General features: G+C 58.6%; 16 protein-coding genes. 6 read left to right on the top strand and 10 right to left on the bottom strand.

From position 1 onward, the window contains the following. Positions 1–8: 8 nt before the first annotated feature. On the bottom strand, positions 9–317 hold the full coding sequence (locus ACOZK9_RS05975) for a hypothetical protein (RefSeq protein WP_122251034.1): 309 nt from the start codon (positions 315–317) through the stop codon (positions 9–11). 136 nt (positions 318–453) lie between these two features. Here ACOZK9_RS05975 and ACOZK9_RS05970 point away from each other — a divergent pair, with 136 nt between their 5' ends. Continuing rightward, on the top strand, positions 454–1,170 hold the full coding sequence (locus ACOZK9_RS05970; RefSeq protein ID WP_152749546.1) for a 4'-phosphopantetheinyl transferase family protein: 717 nt from the start codon (positions 454–456) through the stop codon (positions 1,168–1,170). 177 nt (positions 1,171–1,347) lie between these two features. On the opposite strand, the gene ACOZK9_RS05965 is transcribed toward ACOZK9_RS05970, so the two are convergent. Further along, positions 1,348–2,958, bottom strand: coding sequence for an ATP-binding protein (locus ACOZK9_RS05965; protein ID WP_421555444.1), 1,611 nt, complete (start codon positions 2,956–2,958; stop codon positions 1,348–1,350). Next, the gene (locus tag ACOZK9_RS05960) at positions 2,955–3,680 is read right to left on the bottom strand and encodes a response regulator (protein ID WP_421555443.1); all 726 of its coding nucleotides are present in this window, start codon (positions 3,678–3,680) and stop codon (positions 2,955–2,957) included. The genes ACOZK9_RS05965 and ACOZK9_RS05960 overlap by 4 nt, the downstream gene beginning before the upstream one ends. A gap of 596 nt (positions 3,681–4,276) precedes the next feature. On the opposite strand from ACOZK9_RS05960, the gene ACOZK9_RS05955 reads away from it, so the two are divergent. Next, on the top strand, positions 4,277–7,168 hold the full coding sequence (locus ACOZK9_RS05955; protein ID WP_122251036.1) for a ribonucleoside-diphosphate reductase subunit alpha: 2,892 nt from the start codon (positions 4,277–4,279) through the stop codon (positions 7,166–7,168). Positions 7,169–7,276: 108 nt separating this feature from the next. Here the strand turns inward: ACOZK9_RS05955 and ACOZK9_RS05950 are convergent, their stop codons facing one another. From ACOZK9_RS05950 to flgB, 5 genes are all read right to left on the bottom strand, one after another. Continuing rightward, positions 7,277–8,365: a hypothetical protein gene (locus tag ACOZK9_RS05950; protein ID WP_421555442.1), complete on the bottom strand. Its 1,089-nt coding sequence runs from the start codon at positions 8,363–8,365 to the stop codon at positions 7,277–7,279. A gap of 193 nt (positions 8,366–8,558) precedes the next feature. Continuing rightward, a complete protein-coding gene (gene flgE, locus ACOZK9_RS05945; protein WP_058414095.1) occupies positions 8,559–9,869 on the bottom strand; it encodes a flagellar hook protein FlgE in 1,311 nt (436 codons plus the stop codon). Between the two features lie 31 nt (positions 9,870–9,900). Further along, complete coding sequence (flgD, locus tag ACOZK9_RS05940; RefSeq protein WP_058414096.1) at positions 9,901–10,623, bottom strand: flagellar hook assembly protein FlgD; 723 nt, start codon at positions 10,621–10,623, stop codon at positions 9,901–9,903. A 16-nt stretch (positions 10,624–10,639) separates the two neighbouring features. Continuing rightward, entirely contained in the window at positions 10,640–11,083 is a 444-nt protein-coding gene (gene flgC / locus ACOZK9_RS05935) for a flagellar basal body rod protein FlgC (protein WP_058414097.1), read from the bottom strand. A gap of 3 nt (positions 11,084–11,086) precedes the next feature. Then, positions 11,087–11,494, bottom strand: a complete 408-nt coding sequence (flgB, locus tag ACOZK9_RS05930; protein ID WP_010208346.1) for a flagellar basal body rod protein FlgB — start codon at positions 11,492–11,494, stop codon at positions 11,087–11,089. A gap of 334 nt (positions 11,495–11,828) precedes the next feature. On the opposite strand from flgB, the gene ACOZK9_RS05925 reads away from it, so the two are divergent. After that, positions 11,829–12,605 (top strand): carbohydrate binding domain-containing protein, encoded by a 777-nt coding sequence (locus tag ACOZK9_RS05925; RefSeq protein WP_421555441.1) that lies wholly within the window; start codon positions 11,829–11,831, stop codon positions 12,603–12,605. Positions 12,606–12,677: 72 nt separating this feature from the next. On the opposite strand, the gene cheR is transcribed toward ACOZK9_RS05925, so the two are convergent. Beyond that, positions 12,678–13,505 (bottom strand): protein-glutamate O-methyltransferase CheR, encoded by an 828-nt coding sequence (gene cheR / locus ACOZK9_RS05920; protein ID WP_058414098.1) that lies wholly within the window; start codon positions 13,503–13,505, stop codon positions 12,678–12,680. Positions 13,506–13,548: 43 nt separating this feature from the next. Beyond that, positions 13,549–14,481 carry a chemotaxis protein CheV gene (locus ACOZK9_RS05915; protein ID WP_058414099.1) on the bottom strand — a complete coding sequence of 311 codons (933 nt, stop codon included), beginning with the start codon at positions 14,479–14,481 and terminating at the stop codon, positions 13,549–13,551. Between the two features lie 101 nt (positions 14,482–14,582). Between ACOZK9_RS05915 and flgA the strand changes: the two genes are divergently transcribed. From flgA to ACOZK9_RS05900, 3 genes are all read left to right on the top strand, one after another. Then, positions 14,583–15,347 carry a flagellar basal body P-ring formation chaperone FlgA gene (gene flgA / locus ACOZK9_RS05910; RefSeq protein ID WP_058414100.1) on the top strand — a complete coding sequence of 255 codons (765 nt, stop codon included), beginning with the start codon at positions 14,583–14,585 and terminating at the stop codon, positions 15,345–15,347. A gap of 140 nt (positions 15,348–15,487) precedes the next feature. Next, positions 15,488–15,814 (top strand): flagellar biosynthesis anti-sigma factor FlgM, encoded by a 327-nt coding sequence (gene flgM / locus ACOZK9_RS05905; protein ID WP_058414101.1) that lies wholly within the window; start codon positions 15,488–15,490, stop codon positions 15,812–15,814. Between the two features lie 48 nt (positions 15,815–15,862). Continuing rightward, the gene (locus ACOZK9_RS05900) at positions 15,863–16,333 is read left to right on the top strand and encodes a flagella synthesis protein FlgN (RefSeq protein WP_152746631.1); all 471 of its coding nucleotides are present in this window, start codon (positions 15,863–15,865) and stop codon (positions 16,331–16,333) included. The last annotated feature ends 37 nt before the right edge of the window (positions 16,334–16,370 follow it).

Raw genomic sequence — 16,370 nt, 5'->3', positions numbered from 1 at the left:
AAGGCAATTCAACTGTCCGACTGAGGGGTATCATAGCGGCCCTGCAAGTCTTGCGGGCGCAGTTTAATGCCATTGTATTGGCCCGTCAGGTGTTCGTAGCCGGTGCGGTAGTCTGGTTGTGGGCTGGTTTGCCCCAGGGACTGCCCCCACGGCGCGGCTTGACTGCCCGCATCTTCGAAGCTGACACGCTGGATCAGGGTGCTGGTTTTTTTGCTTCTCTCGCTGCCAAAGCCCGAAAACGTGGCGTCCGAAGCCTGCACGCCCGCCGTGGCGCTGAGCATGGTTAACGCCAACATCAGCTTTTTGATCGCAGTCATGGTGCTTACCTCTGTGCCTTTGCCGGTTGCAGCCAGACTACGCAGATGCCCCTGAACTCCCCCTGAACGGGCTCTGAACCGCACCTGAACCGTAATGGGCTATCCAGCGGCACGCCAACTCGGCAAAATACCGCGCATGACGCCTCTACCCGCTTGCTGCACCCCACTCGATACCCGTTGGCCACTGCCCGTCCCGCTACCTGGCACGGTGTTTGTGAGCACTCGATTCGACCCGGCCTTACTGGTCGCCGATGACTTTCAGCGCAGCGCCGTGCCGCCACCGGCCAGCATCCAGCGCTCGGTGGCCAAGCGTCAGGCCGAGTTCCTGGCGGGCCGCGTGTGCGCCCGCGCGGCGCTGCAACAGTTGGATCAGCTCAATTGCATACCGGCCATCGGCGAAGACCGTGCGCCGGTGTGGCCTGCGCACATCAGTGGCTCCATCACCCACAGCACCGGGCATGCGGCGGCGATTGTCGGGCATAAAGCGCAATGGCGCGGGCTGGGAATGGACCTGGAAAATGTGCTGCCGCTGGAACGGGCGGAGCGCCTGGCCGGGGAAATTCTTACCACAGACGAACTGCAACGCATGGCGAGCGTGCCGCGCGAGCAGATTGCCTTGCTGGTGACGCTGACGTTTTCGGCCAAGGAAAGCCTGTTCAAGGCGCTTTACCCGATTGTGCAGAAGCGCTTCTACTTTGAGCATGCCGAGGTGGTGGAGTGGTCACACAGCGGCCATGTGCGGCTGCGGTTGCTCACGGACCTGTCTGCCGAGTGGTGCCCCGGCACAGAGCTGGCCGCACAATTTGCGGTGAATGGGGAGCAGTTGTTGAGCCTGGTGGCTATTGGCGCCTGATACACCGCTATCGCGAACAAGCCCGCGCTGATCAAACCAAGCCGAAAGCACTCACCTGTGGGAGCGGGCTTGCTCGCGATTGCGGTGTGTCAGACACGTATTTTTCAACTGATACGCCGCTATCGCGAGCAAGCCCGCTCCCACAAAAACGCGCTTCAGCGTGTGGGGGCGATGACTTTATGCTTTTTGCTGATCGCGCGGCCAACTCAAGCTGAAGCACGCGCCGCCGAGGTTGTTGCTTTTGCTGATCAACGCCCGCCCGCCATGCCAATGGATAATCCGCCGCACAATCGATAAACCCAGGCCATGCCCGCCTGATGCACGGGTGCGGCTGTCGTCCAGGCGCAGGAACGGGGTAAAAATGCGTTCCCAGGCGCTTTGCGGCACGCCGGGGCCGTCGTCCTCCACATCGATGCGGCAACGCACTTGGCCCACCTGATAGCTGATCAGCACCTGGCCTTGGGCGTGACGCATCGCATTGCTCACCAGGTTTTGCAACGCGCGGTGCAAATAGCGCGGCTCGGCATCCACCCACGCGTCGTCCCAATGCGCCGATGACAGGCATATACCGCGAGTCACCGTGACGTGCGGGCGCAGTGGCGACAACTCGCCAATCACTTGGTCGAGCAACGCACTGAGGTCTACGCGCTGAAAATTCAGCGCCGGCGCGCCCTGCTCCAAACGTGCGTAGGTGAGCATTTCGTCCACCAGGCCATCGAGATCTTCGATATCGCTGTCCATGCCCTGCATATATTTGGCCCGTGCCTGCGGGGTGGCGGCGTCGCCGATCATCTCCAGACCAAAGCGCAGGCGGGCCACCGGCGTGCGCAGCTCGTGGGAAACCGCGCGCACCAGTTCGCGCTGGATCGCCAATAATTGCTGCAAGTGCTCGGCCATGCCATTAAAGGCGGCTGCCAAACGCCCCACCGAATCGGCGCCGCGCGCAGGCACGCGAACATCCAGGCTGCCTTTGGCAATGCGCGTGGCCGCCGCTTCCAGGCCTTTAAGGCGCCGCTCAAGTTGGCGCACCAGCAAATACACGATCAGGCCGATCAAGGTCAGGCTGATCAGCGCGATCAAAATCAGCCATTGCGGCGGGTACGGGTTCATTTGATACAGCGGGCCGATTTCCAACACCCAAGGCGTACCGGCCATGCCAGCAAATACCCGGATCGAATCGCCGCCCTTGCCCAAGGCCATGACGGTATCGCCTTCCGCTACACGGCGGCGCTGGTCGTCGTCCATGTCGGCCTGGGCCAGCGTCATGAGGTGCATGTCAAAACCAAAACCCTTGGCTTGCTTGATGTCGGCAAGCTTTTGCGCTTGCTCGGCGACCGGAAAACGCACCAGTTCGTCGGCCAACAAGTAAATAGTCGCGCGGGCCAGTTGTTCGCTGATCTGCTGCACTTCGCCTGTGAGCACCCACGGCTCCTGCTCGCTGACTTGGCGCAGCACGCGCGCCGAATGTGGCCCGGTCTGCTCAACCAGCACTTGGCCGCGTTGCAGGCGGCTGCGCTGGCCCAAGTCGAGCTGAGCATCGCTCAGCGTGCGCAATGCCAAGGGCATGCCGAGCAAACGCTCCCACATCGCCAGGGCACGTTGGCGCTCGATGGGGCTCATGGGTTGCAAGTTGTCGCCCATCAGCGCGAAGGTGCCGTGGGCCAGGCGTTCGCGGTATTGGTCGCTGCGCACCTCGTTGAGCAGGTGCAGGGCCAGTACCCCCAACAGCGCGACCAGAATCAGCGCGGCGCACATGCCGCCGTAAATACGCAGGAAGATCGAGTTCACAGCGGCATATCGGCAGCGGCTTCAGGGACGAACAAGTAGCCTTTGCTGCGGACGGTCTTGATCAAGCGCGGGTGAATCGGGTCGTCACCGATTTTTGGGCGAATGCGCGAAATGCGCACATCAATGGAGCGATCCTGGCCGTCGTAGCCGATGCCGCGCAGGGCGATGAAGATTTCTTCGCGGGACAAAATGCGCCCGGCATTCGCCACCAGCAACCAAAGCAGGTCGAACTCGGCGCTGGTCAGTTCGATCCCGCCGCCGTGCAGCCAGGCTTCGCGCAGCGCATTGTCGACCAGCAACGGGCCAAATTGCAGGCGGCGTTGGTGTTCGCCGGAAGGCGGTAAAGGCGTTTCGCTGCGCCGTAGCAAGGCCTGGATACGCGCGAGCAACAAGCGCGGGCGCACGGGTTTGCACACATAGTCGTCGGCGCCGATGTCCAGGCCCATCACTTGGTCCATGTCATCGGTACGCGCGGTCAACATCAGGATCACGCCGTCATAACGCTCGCGTACTGTGCGGCAGATGCTCAGGCCGTCTTCGCCGGGCAGCATCAGGTCGAGAATCACCAGGTCCGGCTGTTCAGCGATGATGCGCGCCGCCGCAAGGGCGCCGTTGCTTTCCACGGACACGTGCAGGCCGTTGCTTTGCAGGTAGTCGCGGGTCAACTCGGCCAGCCGCTCGTCGTCCTCGACAATCAACAGGTGCCAGGCTTCTTGCTCCACGGGTGACCCTCGTTGTTATTAGAGATGGTTCAGGACGCACATGCTGATCTTCGACCGTCATACCCTGTTTGTAATGTTTTGAGGGCATAACAGCGCCTGTGAGTAGCCAGATTGTAGCCATGGGCCAGCCCTGCGGCACAAGCGCGGAAATCCATTCGGTGATCACATTTTTTTATGGTAGGGTTCGCGCCCTCAAAAATTGAGATGGCGTTTCAAGCCCGAAATATTTAATGACAAACGGTTCAACGCAGTCGCGACGTGGCCTACACGGGTATTGCAGCTTTCTTTCACATTTTACTCACAGCCTTATCCACAGGTTACTGCGTTGCTAACACCATAAAAACGCATTATCTTGTACCTCGGCGGCACGCCAGACCCCACATGTGGGGTTTTCGACCCATTCGACCAACCACACAAGTGGCCCGAAACTCAAGCGCTTTATTGCTAACGCAGCGTGCAACCAACAGATTTCTTGTAGTCCAAATCGCTCACGCGGATGGCAACTGTTCTCCATACCCGACATGGAAAACGGTACGGGTGTTGCAGGGACAACCTCGCACTCGCAATCAAATATAGAACGTGGAGACAACCCCCCCATGCAAACCGACACAACTCGCGAGAACCCGCAGGGCTCCGTGCCGCAGGCCGCTGATTCGAATATGGATCTGTCCGCCACCGCACCTGGCCAACTGCGCGTGATCAAGCGTAACGGCACTGTCGTTCCTTACACCGATGACAAAATCACCGTCGCCATCACCAAAGCGTTTCTTGCAGTTGAAGGCGGCACCGCTGCTGCCTCGTCGCGCATCCACGACACCGTTGCCCGCCTGACCGAACAAGTCACGGCAACGTTCAAGCGTCGCATGCCATCGGGCGGCACCATCCACATCGAAGAAATCCAGGACCAGGTTGAATTGGCCCTGATGCGTGCCGGCGAGCAGAAAGTGGCGCGCGATTACGTGATCTACCGTGACGGTCGCTCCAAGCAACGCGCCGCCCACGCCCCGGCAGAAGAAACGGTCAACGCTCACCCGTCGATCCGCATCACCCGCGCCGATGGCACGTTTGCGCCGCTGGACCTGGGCCGCCTGAACACCATCATCACCGAGGCCTGCGAAGGCCTGGCAGAAGTCGACGGTGAGCTGATTCAGCGCGAAACCCTGAAAAACCTCTACGACGGCGTGGCCCTGACCGACGTTAACACCGCCCTGGTGATGACCGCCCGCACCCTGGTTGAACGTGAGCCGAACTACTCGTTCGTGACTGCGCGCCTGTTGATGGACACCCTGCGTGCCGAAGGCCTGGGCTTCCTCGGCGTGGCCGACAGCGCCACCCACCACGAGATGGCCGACCTGTACGCCAAGGCTCTGCCTGCCTACATCGCCAAGGGTATCGAATTTGAATTGCTGAACCCGATCCTGGCCACCTTTGACCTGGAAAAACTCGGCAAGGCAATCAACCACGAGCGCGACCAGCAGTTCACGTACCTGGGCCTGCAAACCCTGTACGACCGTTACTTCATCCACAAGGACGGTATCCGCTTCGAACTGCCGCAAGTGTTCTTCATGCGCGTGGCCATGGGCCTGGCAATCGAAGAGAAGCACAAAGAAGACCGTGCCATCGAGTTCTACAACCTGTTGTCGTCTTTTGACTACATGTCGTCGACCCCGACCCTGTTCAACGCCGGCACCCTGCGCCCGCAGTTGTCGAGCTGCTACCTGACCACCGTGCCGGATGACCTGTCGGGCATCTACCACGCGATCCACGACAACGCCATGTTGTCCAAATTCGCCGGCGGCCTGGGCAACGACTGGACCCCGGTGCGTGCACTCGGTTCGTACATCAAGGGCACCAACGGCAAGTCTCAGGGCGTTGTACCGTTCCTGAAAGTCGTGAACGACACCGCTGTGGCCGTGAACCAGGGTGGCAAGCGCAAAGGCGCTGTGTGTGCCTACCTGGAAACCTGGCACATGGACATTGAAGAGTTCATCGAGCTGCGCAAGAACACCGGTGATGACCGTCGTCGTACCCACGACATGAACACCGCCAACTGGATCCCTGACCTGTTCATGAAGCGCGTCTTCGATGATGGCCAGTGGACCCTGTTCTCGCCATCCGAAGTGCCGGACCTGCACGACCTGACCGGCAAGGCCTTCGAAGAGCGTTACGAGTACTACGAAGCGCTGTCCCAGTACCCTGGCAAGATCAAGCTGTTCAAGACCATTCAGGCCAAAGACCTGTGGCGCAAAATGCTCTCGATGCTGTTCGAAACCGGCCACCCATGGTTGACCTTCAAAGACCCGTGCAACCTGCGCAGCCCGCAGCAGCACGTGGGCGTGGTCCACAGCTCGAACCTGTGCACCGAGATCACCTTGAACACCAACAAGGACGAGATCGCCGTTTGCAACCTGGGCTCGATCAACCTGCCGAACCACATCGTCAACGGCAAGCTGGACACCGCCAAGCTGGAACGCACCGTCAACACCGCCGTACGCATGCTCGATAACGTTATCGACATCAACTACTACTCGGTGCCACAGGCGCAGAACTCCAACTTCAAGCACCGCCCGGTTGGCTTGGGCATCATGGGCTTCCAGGATGCTTTGTACCTGCAGCACATTCCTTACGGTTCGGATGCTGCGGTCGAGTTCGCCGACAAGTCGATGGAGGCGGTCAGCTACTACGCGATCCAGGCTTCCTGCGACCTGGCCGACGAGCGCGGCGCCTACCAGACGTTCGAAGGTTCGCTGTGGTCCAAAGGCATTCTGCCGCTGGACTCGCAACAGATCCTGATCGAGCAGCGTGGCCAGAAGTACATCGACGTTGACCTCAACGAATCCCTGGACTGGGCGCCGGTACGTGCCCGTGTGCAGAAAGGCATTCGTAACTCCAACATCATGGCCATCGCACCGACCGCAACCATCGCCAACATCACCGGCGTATCGCAGTCGATCGAACCGACCTACCAGAACCTGTATGTGAAATCGAACCTGTCGGGCGAATTCACCGTGATCAACCCGTACCTGGTTCGCGACCTGAAAGCCCGCGGCCTGTGGGACTCGGTGATGATCAACGACCTGAAGTACTACGACGGTTCCGTGCAACAGATCGAGCGCATCCCGCAAGAACTCAAAGAGCTCTACGCGACCGCCTTCGAAGTGGACACCAAGTGGATCGTTGACGCTGCCAGCCGTCGTCAGAAGTGGATCGACCAGGCGCAATCGCTGAACCTGTACATCGCCGGCGCTTCGGGCAAGAAGCTCGACGTGACCTACCGCATGGCGTGGTACCGTGGCCTGAAAACCACTTACTACCTCCGTGCCCTGGCCGCGACCAGCACCGAGAAATCGACCATCAACACCGGTAAGCTGAACGCTGTTTCCAGCGGTAACCACGGTGATGATTCGGTGCTCGCCGCGCCTGCCGGCCCGGCCCCAGTGCCAAAGGCTTGCGCGATTGATGAGCCCGATTGCGAAGCTTGCCAATAAGCTGAGCCCGTTGCGGGCTTAATCGCCCGTGATTCAAAAAAGCCGACAACCTTGGAGCATTCAGGGGTTGTCGGTTTTTTTTGATTACAGGTAAGTAGCTCTCACGCTTTAGATGAGCGCATAAGCATTACCCTCTTGAGGCCTGCCACCTCGATTCCCCCAAAGCTCTAAACGCCCACCGACCACGGCCATTGAATGGCCGCCGAAGTCCACAACACCCAACGCGCCATTTGCCAACTCGCTGCTGGAGGAGACCCTGTAGTGATTTTTAAGCCCCAGGCGTTCCAGCGATTCACGACCATACTCGCCGTCGTTCAACGTAACCGTCGCCTGCAGGAAGCTGGCGCTTGCGCTGCCATCATTGTTTTCCATTTGCGCGCGCTTGGCGCTCGCCGCATACAGGAAGTTGGCGTCGGTCATCATGGCCGGATCATCGCCCAAAAATCGCGCCTGCTGCGCCGCCACCTGCAATTCGCCCTTGCTCAAATGAAGCTGGAACCCATCGCGCATCTGCACGTCATAGCCATCACCTGCTGTTTTTACATCCTTGAACACATCGGTGGGCTTCTGACCAAACTTCATCATGGCGGCCTTGATTGCCGAAACCGTGGTGCAGTTTCCATCCGGCCCCTGTTTGAAACCCGTCCAAATATTGCCGGCCTCCTTGCCCATGCCGGGTTTTTTACCGGGATCACTCTTGTCAGGCGTGTAGTTAGCGTGATTAGCCCCTTGGGTAAAAGGCTTGTTACTCATCGACTCTTTGGGGCCAAAATCACTCGGATTAACCCTGCCCCCACCGCCGCCGCCGCCCCCACCGCCACCGCCACCTGGCGAGGGTGCTGGAGAGGGGGTTGGAGCCGAATCGTCTGAAAACAGGTCCGGAAACATCCGCTTCAGTTGCGCGAGTAAACCCTCAGACGCGTCTTTTTTCAGCGCTTCCAGGATCTCTTTGAACTTCTCCTCCCCCAGCTCTTTTCGTTTTGCATTGAGCTTGTCACGCACCTCTTGAACGGTCTGGTTTTTCGAGGTTTTCTCGGCGTCCGTCAGCTCTTTTAGAAGATTGGAAATCGCGGTTTTGTCAGAATCCACATCCTCCTTTTTACCGTCTGAAAGGATTCCCCCCCGATACTGGCCTGCCCCACCCACGCCATAATTCACGCCTCCAGCCCCATGGCTGGACACCGACGAACTCCACATACTGTGCCCCCTTGTAATGACGGATCGAATGCCTCGTGCTTGATATGTGGAAAGAACGTTGTGGTCGGTTCCAGTACAGGCGTGTCGTCTGGTAACCGGGCAGGCAGTCGGAAAAGTCTTGAGGCCAAATGACAGGCAAAAAAAAAGCCCCTCGGTTGAGGGGCTTGTTTTGTGACGCGTCAGGCCATGCGCATCAAGTCATTTGAATGATGGTCTGCATGATGGTGCTCTGGGTGGAGATGGTTTTGGCGTTCGCCTGATAGTTGCTCTGGGCCTTGATCAGGTCCACCAACTCGTTGGTCAGGTTGACGTTGGAGTTCTCCAGCGAGTTGGCCACGATCGAACCCAAGGTGCCTGATTGCGGGGTATCGTAACCCGGCTGGCCCGAGGCGAAGGTCTCTCTCCACGAGGTGCTGCCGGCGGGTTGCAAGCCCTGCTCGTTGTTGAAGCTGGCCAGCGAGATCTGGCCGACAGCCTTGCTTTGCTGGTTGCTGAACGTCGCGAACAGTACACCGTTGCCGTCGATTTTAAGGCCGGTGATCTGGCCGGTGGCGTAACCGTCGGTAGTCGGCGGGTTGCGGTAGGTCGCCGAGTTGTACTGGGTGATGTTGGCCATGTTGATAGCAACACCGGTCGGGTTGGCGTTCGCGCCGTTTGCCTTCCATACGCCATCGGTCACAGTGCCCGGAACCCAACCGGTAAGGTTCAAGGTAGTGCTCGAGGTGGTACCGGTGACTATACCGGTGAGCTTGCCGGAGCCATCAAAACTCAACGTGGACGGCACAGGTGCAGTCGTACCGGTGGTGGTCGGTGCGCTGCCATCCAGGTTACGCCCATCGATCAGGGTGTAGGCGTTCCACTTGTTGGCATCGGTTTTCACCAGGTATTGCACCATCGGGTGGGCATTACCTTGGCTGTCATACAGCGTGGTGCTGTATTGAGTGGTAAAGGTGCTGGTGTCGGTTGGGTCAAACGGCTTGGCCGTTTGGTCGATCACCGGCTCCGAAGAGTTCAGGTTACTGCTGGAATCCACTTTAGTGGACGCTTTGGGCGGCAGGTTCGACAAGTTCAGTTTCAGGTCGGTCAGGCCGCCCTTGGTGATAGTGCCTTCGTCGTCTGCCGCGTAGCCTTGCAGGCGCGAGGTGCCGGTATTGTTGGTGATGTAGCCGTCTTTGTCGGAGCGGAACGCGCCGCTACGGGTGTACTCCAGCGAGCCGTCGCTGCCCTTCTGTACGAAGAAGCCACCGCCCTGGATCGCCATGTCCAGCGTACCGCCGCTGTTATTGACGTCACCCTGGGTGAATTGCTGGGACACAGCCGCCAGGTTCACACCGTTGCCGATGCTGTTCTGGCCAGTGCCCAGCTTGGACGCCGCGTAAATATCGGCGAACTCCGCACGGGACGACTTAAAGCCAGTGGTCGCAACGTTGGCAATGTTGTTGCCGGTAACGTCCAGTTGTTTGTTGGCCGCATAGAGGCCGCTAAGGCCGATGTTAAAAGACATGTTTCTCTCCTTCTGCCGTCGTTAGCCGGCTCTATGTACCGATAGTCTGAATTTGCGACAGCTTGACGCTGCCCATGCCGCCAGCAAGGTTCAGCAGCATTTCGCCGCCGGTCTTGCTCAGCGTCACGCTAGTAACCGTTGCCGGCAATGAGGTGCTAAGCGCAACGGCATCGCCCGCGTCACTCTTGGTGGTGGCGGCAAAGGTGTAGGTCCCGGGAGTCGCGACCTCACCACTGTCATTCTTGCCATCCCATACAAAGCTCACATCGCCGGCGCTTTGGGCGCCCAAATCGAGGGTGCGCACCACACTGCCGGTTGCGTCGGTGATCTTCACGGAAACGTTGCCCGTCGCCGCAGTCACGGCCACCGAGCCGGTCATGCTCTTGCTGGTGTCGACCGTAGCCTTGTCGGTTTGGGTGATGATCGAACGCCCCACCAGCGACGACGCTTGCAGCGCTTGCGACGAGCTGAAGTTGCTGGAGATCGAATTCACCGAGTCGTTCAGGGTGTTAATCCCTTCCAGGCTGCTGAACTGCGCCAGTTGTGCGACAAATGCGCCGTTGTCTTGAGGCGACAGCGGGTTCTGGTTTTTCAACTGGGTAACCAGCAATTGCAGAAACGCGTCTTTGCCCAGCGACTGGCTGCCGGTGGCTGCCGAGGCAACGCTTGCGACATTGTTTGTTGCGGTGCTGACCTTCGTGTTGAAAAGGTCCTGAACCGCCGTGTTCGTAGAAGTGCTATCAACAATGGCCATTATTTGGCACCCCTTATCACTGACCCAGGGTCAGGACCTTCTGCATCATGGTTTTGGCGGTGTTCATCATTTCCGCGTTGGTCTGGAACGAACGGCTGGCGGAGATCATGTCTGCCATTTCCTCGACCACGTTGACGTTGGGGTAGTAGACGTAACCCTTTTCGTTCGCAGCGGGGTGGTTAGGCTCGTAGCGCGCTTCCAGATTGCTCTGGTCTTCAACCACGCCGAGTACTTGCACGCCCTGGCCTGCGGCGTCCTGGCTCTGGAACAGCGAATCGCTGCCGCCGCTCTGGCCGCCCTGAAACATGGTGGCAAACACCGGGTGACGTGCGCGGTAGGTCTGGTCAATGCTCGAAGACACGGTTTCGGCGTTGGCGATGTTACTGGCGACGGTGTTCAGGCGCGTGGTCTGCGCGCTCATGCCACTGCCGGCAATATTAAAAACACTGGCTAAGGACATGGCTTATTCTCCACGCAGGGCTGACATCAGCCCTTTGAATTTGCTGTTGAGCAGGGTAAAGCTGGCCTGGAAGTTCACCGAGTTCTCGGCATAGGCCGATTGCTCCAACTGGGCATCTACGGTGTTCTGGTCGATCGATGGCTGCATCGGCGTGCGATACAGCAGCGACTCGTCACCATTGCTCAGGCCTTGCGCTTCGATATGACGGCTGTTGGTCATGTTCAAGGCGAAGGTGCCGTTCTTGGTCTTGTCTTGCTGGGCGGCGAGCACAGCAGAGAAGTCCAAATCCCGAGCCTTGTAGTTCGGGGTGTCGGCGTTGGCAATGTTGTTGGCCAGGACTTCGGCACGCTGGGCGCGGAAGCCCAAGGCTTGTTCGTGGATACCGAGCGCTTTATCGAAGCTGATGCTCATGGCGGAAACCTTTAGGCTGACCTGCTTTTCGTAACAAGCATCATAGCAAGGCGCATGCCAATGTCAGCAAAGCCCGTAACTCAAGGGGTTGCGCGGCGTTTGCCGGCGGCAATGCCAGAAAAGCGGCAATCGCTTTCCGCGTTGCGCCATTAAAGCGGCAATAACGCTTGCCGCTTTCACACCGGGCGGCAACCGGGGCGACGCAGTCACTGAAAACGCCGCGCGCTGTCGTACCGTCCGTCTGCACTGGTATTTATGACAGTTGTGGTGCCTGCCGCATCGGATGCCCTATTGGGCGGACATCCCTTAATTCGCAAGGAAGAGGCTTACCACGATGAATGTCCCAGCCCTCGGCTTCACATTACAAGACTCGGCACTGCCCATTCCAAACCTGAACACCAGTCTGCTGACGGGCAACTCTGCAGAAGTCATGTGCAGCTTCCCCTTACTGCCCATGGACTTTGTCAATATCAACATGATCAGCAACGTTCTGGGTGGCGACCATAACCAAAGCTTTTCAATTGCCCAAGGCGTGCCCTCACTCATTGCCCAGATACCCAGAGAACGTGTTGAAGCCAACGAGGGCAACAGCGTGCGGCTGCGGGTGAGCATCAGGCGTAGCGGGGTTTCCCTTAGTGCACCGGACGCCACCGTGACCATCAACCGGCGCCCGATAGTCATACCGCCAACGCCAGGCGTTGTGTGGGATTTCAAAGACGGTACTTTCCAGGGCTGGGTGGCCCAGGGCAGTTACACGGGCGGCGTGTTGCGTATTGTGGGTGGACGGGTAGTCGCTGACGTACCCGACAGCCAGCTTGCCAAGTCCCACATCATTACCCGAACCATTTTGGTGACCGCGGGCCGCACGTACGATTTCGCCTTTGATGCAAGCGCAGGCGACCCCGCCGATGGCTCAATGGTTTTCCTGACCCTCAACGGCAGCCGAATCGGCGCGACTGTTCAGAACATCAACCTGACCCAGCAGTCCGGGAGCGGGTCGTTTGTCGCCACAATGACCGGCAACGTCACACTCGGCCTGTTCAACGATGCCGTTCCGCTAGGCCGACATCGCCTGTCGCTGGGCAATATCAGCATGACACAAAGGCCCTGAGTACACGCTGCTAGAGTTTCGCCAAAAAAAACGGGAGGCCTTCAAGGGGCCTCCCGTTTTTATTCAGTGCTATTACTTGGCCTGGTAAATGATACCCGGGCTGCACTGCACCATCTGGTAATGATCCGGCAACCCGTTCAATGCTTCAGAAGCACCGAGGAACAAATAACCACCGCGCTTGAGCGTGCCATGGATACGCAACAGGATGTCTTTCTTGACCTCTGCCGAGAAGTAGATCAGCACGTTGCGGCAAAACACCATGTCAAACTTGCCCAGACTGGCGTAGCTGTCGAGCAAGTTGAACGAGCGAAACTCCACCCGGCTCTTGATCGGCGCCTTGACCGCCCAACGCCCCGCCCCTTTAGGGTCGAAGAAACGCTGAAGGCGCTCCTGTGACAAACCACGACCGAGCGCCAGGCTGTCGTACTCGCCGGTCTTGCAGTTGGTCAGCATGGTGCCGGACAAGTCAGTGGCGACAATTTGCGCACCCGCCTTCAACTGGCCCATGTTGGTTCGCTCGAACTCATCGATGGACATCGAAATCGAGTACGGTTCCTGCCCCGAAGAGCAGGCGGCCGACCAGATACGCAGACGCTGGCCCGGGCTGGCCTTGATGGCCTCCGGCAGCACTTTGCTCTTGAGCACCTCGAAAGGGTAGGTATCGCGAAACCACAGGGTTTCGTTGGTGGTCATGGCATCGACCACCATTTCCTTGAGCCCGCTGCGCGGCTGGCTCTGGATGCGCTGCACCAACTCGCCCAGGGACTTGATGCCCTGCTGCTCCATGAGTTTGTTGAGGCGGCTGGATACCAGATACTGCTTGTTTTCACCGAGCAATATGCCACAGGCTTTTTCCAGGAAGACCCGGAATTGTTCGAAATCCAAATTACCCGTAGACAATGATACCGCCTCTTAAATCGTGTGACCGCCAGGGGAATTCCCCTTAGCCGTGATCTGCTGCCTTGATCCGGTCGACTACCCGGGATGCCAGGTCATCAGGGCGAAATTTGGCCAGGAAGTCATCGGCACCGACTTTCTTGACCATCGCCTGATTGAATACACCTGACAACGAAGTATGCAGGATGATGTGCAACTTTTGCATGCGTGGATCGTTGCGTATCTCGGCCGTCAGCGTGTAGCCGTCCATTTCCGGCATCTCGATGTCAGAGATCATCATCAAGAACTCATCTTCCGGCTTCTTGCCTTCATCCACCAGCTTGCGCAAATAATCCAGCGCCTGGCGGCCATCATTAAGCGCCACCACTTCGACGCCAACGGTTTGCAGGCAACGGGTCACCTGCTTGCGCGCCACCGAGGAGTCATCCACCGTCAGCACACGCAGCGATACCGCCTTGTGCGCCGTTTCGGCATCCACCACGCCTACCGAGATGGTTTCAGAGGTGGGCGCGACTTCGGCGAGGATCTTCTCCACGTCGATAATTTCGACCAACTGGTTATCCACCCGTGTCACCGCCGTGAGGTAGTGGTCACGCCCGGTGCCCTTGGGCGGCGGATGGATCTCTTCCCAGTTCATGTTGACGATGCGTTCCACCGAGCGCACCAGAAAACCCTGGGTCTTGGTGTTGTACTCCGTGATGATCACGAACGGGTTTTCGCGATCCTGCAAACCCGCCGAACTTGTGGCCAGGGCCAGGTCAAGAATCGGGATGGTCGCGCCACGGATGTTCGCCACGCCACACACCACGGGGCTGGATTTGGGCATGATCGTCAGCTTGGGACATTGCAGCACTTCCCGCACTTTAAACACGTTGATGCCATATAACTGTTTGCCATCCAGGCGAAAAAGCAACAACTCCAGGCGATTCTGCCCCACCAGCTGTGTGCGCTGGTTTACTGAATCCATTACACCTGCCATGCCATGACTCCTACGCTAAAACTTAGGCTAGACCTAAAGTGAAGCGCGTACCCACCACTAAACGGCACGAGCTTTGCTGTTGTTTTGATATTTAGTTGGCCATGAACCTTAAAATGACAGTTTCTCGACGCCCTCGCCTTCCAACGTTCCGCAGACTGCTCTGCGTCTCGCTGGCGTTGCTCGCCTTGGGCTCGGGCATCACGGCCCGCGCAGATAACGCCACCTTGCCTGATCTTCTTATCGGCGTCACTCAAGGCTTTCTTGAGTTCACTGTAGAAGATTATCTGGCAACCACCCAGACGCCGGGGCGTTATGAGATTCAAGTGAACCAGTTGGACCCGCGTTTGCGCATGCCGCTGTGCGACAAAGAATTGACAGCCTCGCTCGAAAGCCCCGCCCAGCCCATCGGTCGGGTCACGGTAAAAGTGCGCTGCGAGGGCGCCTCGCCGTGGACCGTGTTTGTGCCGGCGCAGGTCAAACTGTTCCGCGACGTGGTGGTGGTGACGCGGCCGTTAAAACGCTTGGGCATCATCGGCTTCGACGACATAGGCTTGCGCGAACGCGATATCAGCCTGATCAACCAAGGCTACCTGACGTCGGTTGACCAGGCCGTGGGGCAGAGATTGACCCGACCAATGGTGGCCGATCAAGTCATCACGCTGGTCCACCTGGAACAGGCCGAAGTGATTCGTAAGGGCGACCAGGTGGTGATTTCCGCCAGCAGTGGCGGGCTTACCGTAAAAATGCCGGGGGAAGCGCTGTCCAACGGCGGCATGAGCGAACAGATCAGGGTTAAAAACCTCAACTCCAACCGGGTGATCAAGGCGCAAGTTACCGCGCCAGGGCAAGTCGAGGTAGCGTTATAGTCACTGGCGCAGGACGCCTGCTTTTCCTACACTGTGCGCCATAGATGCGTACGTGCAGGTTTATTGTCAATCGAGCCTAAAGTTTGTCCGGGTATGGCCGAAAACATGGCAAGCGTCCAAATACCCAGAGGTTTTTTATCATGGTCATTGATTTCAGTCGTTTAAATAACGCCCCGGCTTTGCCCGGCAATACGCGTACCAGCGGTGCCAAGGACAGCGTAGAAGCCAAGTCGCAGCCAGCGCCTGCCGCCAAGGCAGAACAGGCCAGCGCCAGCCAAAGCGGGGAATCGGTTCACCTGAGCAATGAGGCTCAACAGTTGCAGAAGGTCACTGACTCGCTGCGCGATCAACCTGTCGTCAATAAAGCCCGTGTGGCCGAGTTGAAGCAGGCCATCGCCGATGGCAGCTATAAAGTCGACAGCAACCGTGTAGCCAGCAAGCTGCTTAACTTCGAAGCCACGCGCTAGGCAAATGCCTGCGCAGGGCTTTTGGACGCTTAAAACCCAAGGCCAGCCATGCACCACGACGAACATTTGCTTCAACTGATCATTGATGATCTGGCGCCGACGCAACATTTGCTCGAGCTGCTGAAAGAAGAGTCCCTGGCCCTGCATGGCCGGGACATGCGCTTGCTGGAAGATATTCTGGCGCACAAGCAGTCGCTGATTGTGCTGCTCGAGCAGCATGGCAAAAAGCGCAGCCAGATTCTCGTCAGCCTCGGCCTGCCGCCCGATCACGATGGGCTTGCACAGCTGGCCAGCCATTCCTCGGTCGGCGACCAGCTGCTGGCGCAAAGCACCGCACTCAATCAGTTGCTCGCCCAGTGCCAGGAAGCCAACCTGCTCAACGGTCAGTCTATCCAGCTGCAGCAAGCCACGACCGCCAACCAGTTGCGAATCCTTCACGGCGGAGAGCCCCCGGCCCTTTACAACGCCCAGGGTTCCACCTCGCGGCTGGTCAAACCAAGCACCCGTAGCCAAGCCTGACACCGGTTTACAGCGCGCCCTATCCAAAGCGCGCTAC

The sequence above is a fragment of the Pseudomonas kitaguniensis genome, assembly GCF_049199985.1.
GTDB lineage: Bacteria > Pseudomonadota > Gammaproteobacteria > Pseudomonadales > Pseudomonadaceae > Aquipseudomonas > Aquipseudomonas kitaguniensis.
The sequence above is the reverse complement of the archived record's forward strand: the minus strand, read 5'-3'. Positions and strand labels throughout refer to the sequence as shown.

Coding starts and splice junctions, on each gene's coding strand:
- ACOZK9_RS05970 (WP_152749546.1), top strand. CDS start 454: ATGACGCCTCTACCCGCTTGCTGCACCCCACTCGATACCCGTTGGCCA.
- flgD (WP_058414096.1), bottom strand. CDS start 10,623: ATGGCCATTGTTGATAGCACTTCTACGAACACGGCGGTTCAGGACCTT.
- flgM (WP_058414101.1), top strand. CDS start 15,488: ATGGTCATTGATTTCAGTCGTTTAAATAACGCCCCGGCTTTGCCCGGC.
- flgC (WP_058414097.1), bottom strand. CDS start 11,083: ATGTCCTTAGCCAGTGTTTTTAATATTGCCGGCAGTGGCATGAGCGCG.
- flgA (WP_058414100.1), top strand. CDS start 14,583: ATGAACCTTAAAATGACAGTTTCTCGACGCCCTCGCCTTCCAACGTTC.
- ACOZK9_RS05955 (WP_122251036.1), top strand. CDS start 4,277: ATGCAAACCGACACAACTCGCGAGAACCCGCAGGGCTCCGTGCCGCAG.
- ACOZK9_RS05975 (WP_122251034.1), bottom strand. CDS start 317: ATGACTGCGATCAAAAAGCTGATGTTGGCGTTAACCATGCTCAGCGCC.
- ACOZK9_RS05925 (WP_421555441.1), top strand. CDS start 11,829: ATGAATGTCCCAGCCCTCGGCTTCACATTACAAGACTCGGCACTGCCC.
- flgB (WP_010208346.1), bottom strand. CDS start 11,494: ATGAGCATCAGCTTCGATAAAGCGCTCGGTATCCACGAACAAGCCTTG.
- ACOZK9_RS05900 (WP_152746631.1), top strand. CDS start 15,863: ATGCACCACGACGAACATTTGCTTCAACTGATCATTGATGATCTGGCG.
- ACOZK9_RS05915 (WP_058414099.1), bottom strand. CDS start 14,481: ATGGCAGGTGTAATGGATTCAGTAAACCAGCGCACACAGCTGGTGGGG.
- flgE (WP_058414095.1), bottom strand. CDS start 9,869: ATGTCTTTTAACATCGGCCTTAGCGGCCTCTATGCGGCCAACAAACAA.
- ACOZK9_RS05950 (WP_421555442.1), bottom strand. CDS start 8,365: ATGTGGAGTTCGTCGGTGTCCAGCCATGGGGCTGGAGGCGTGAATTAT.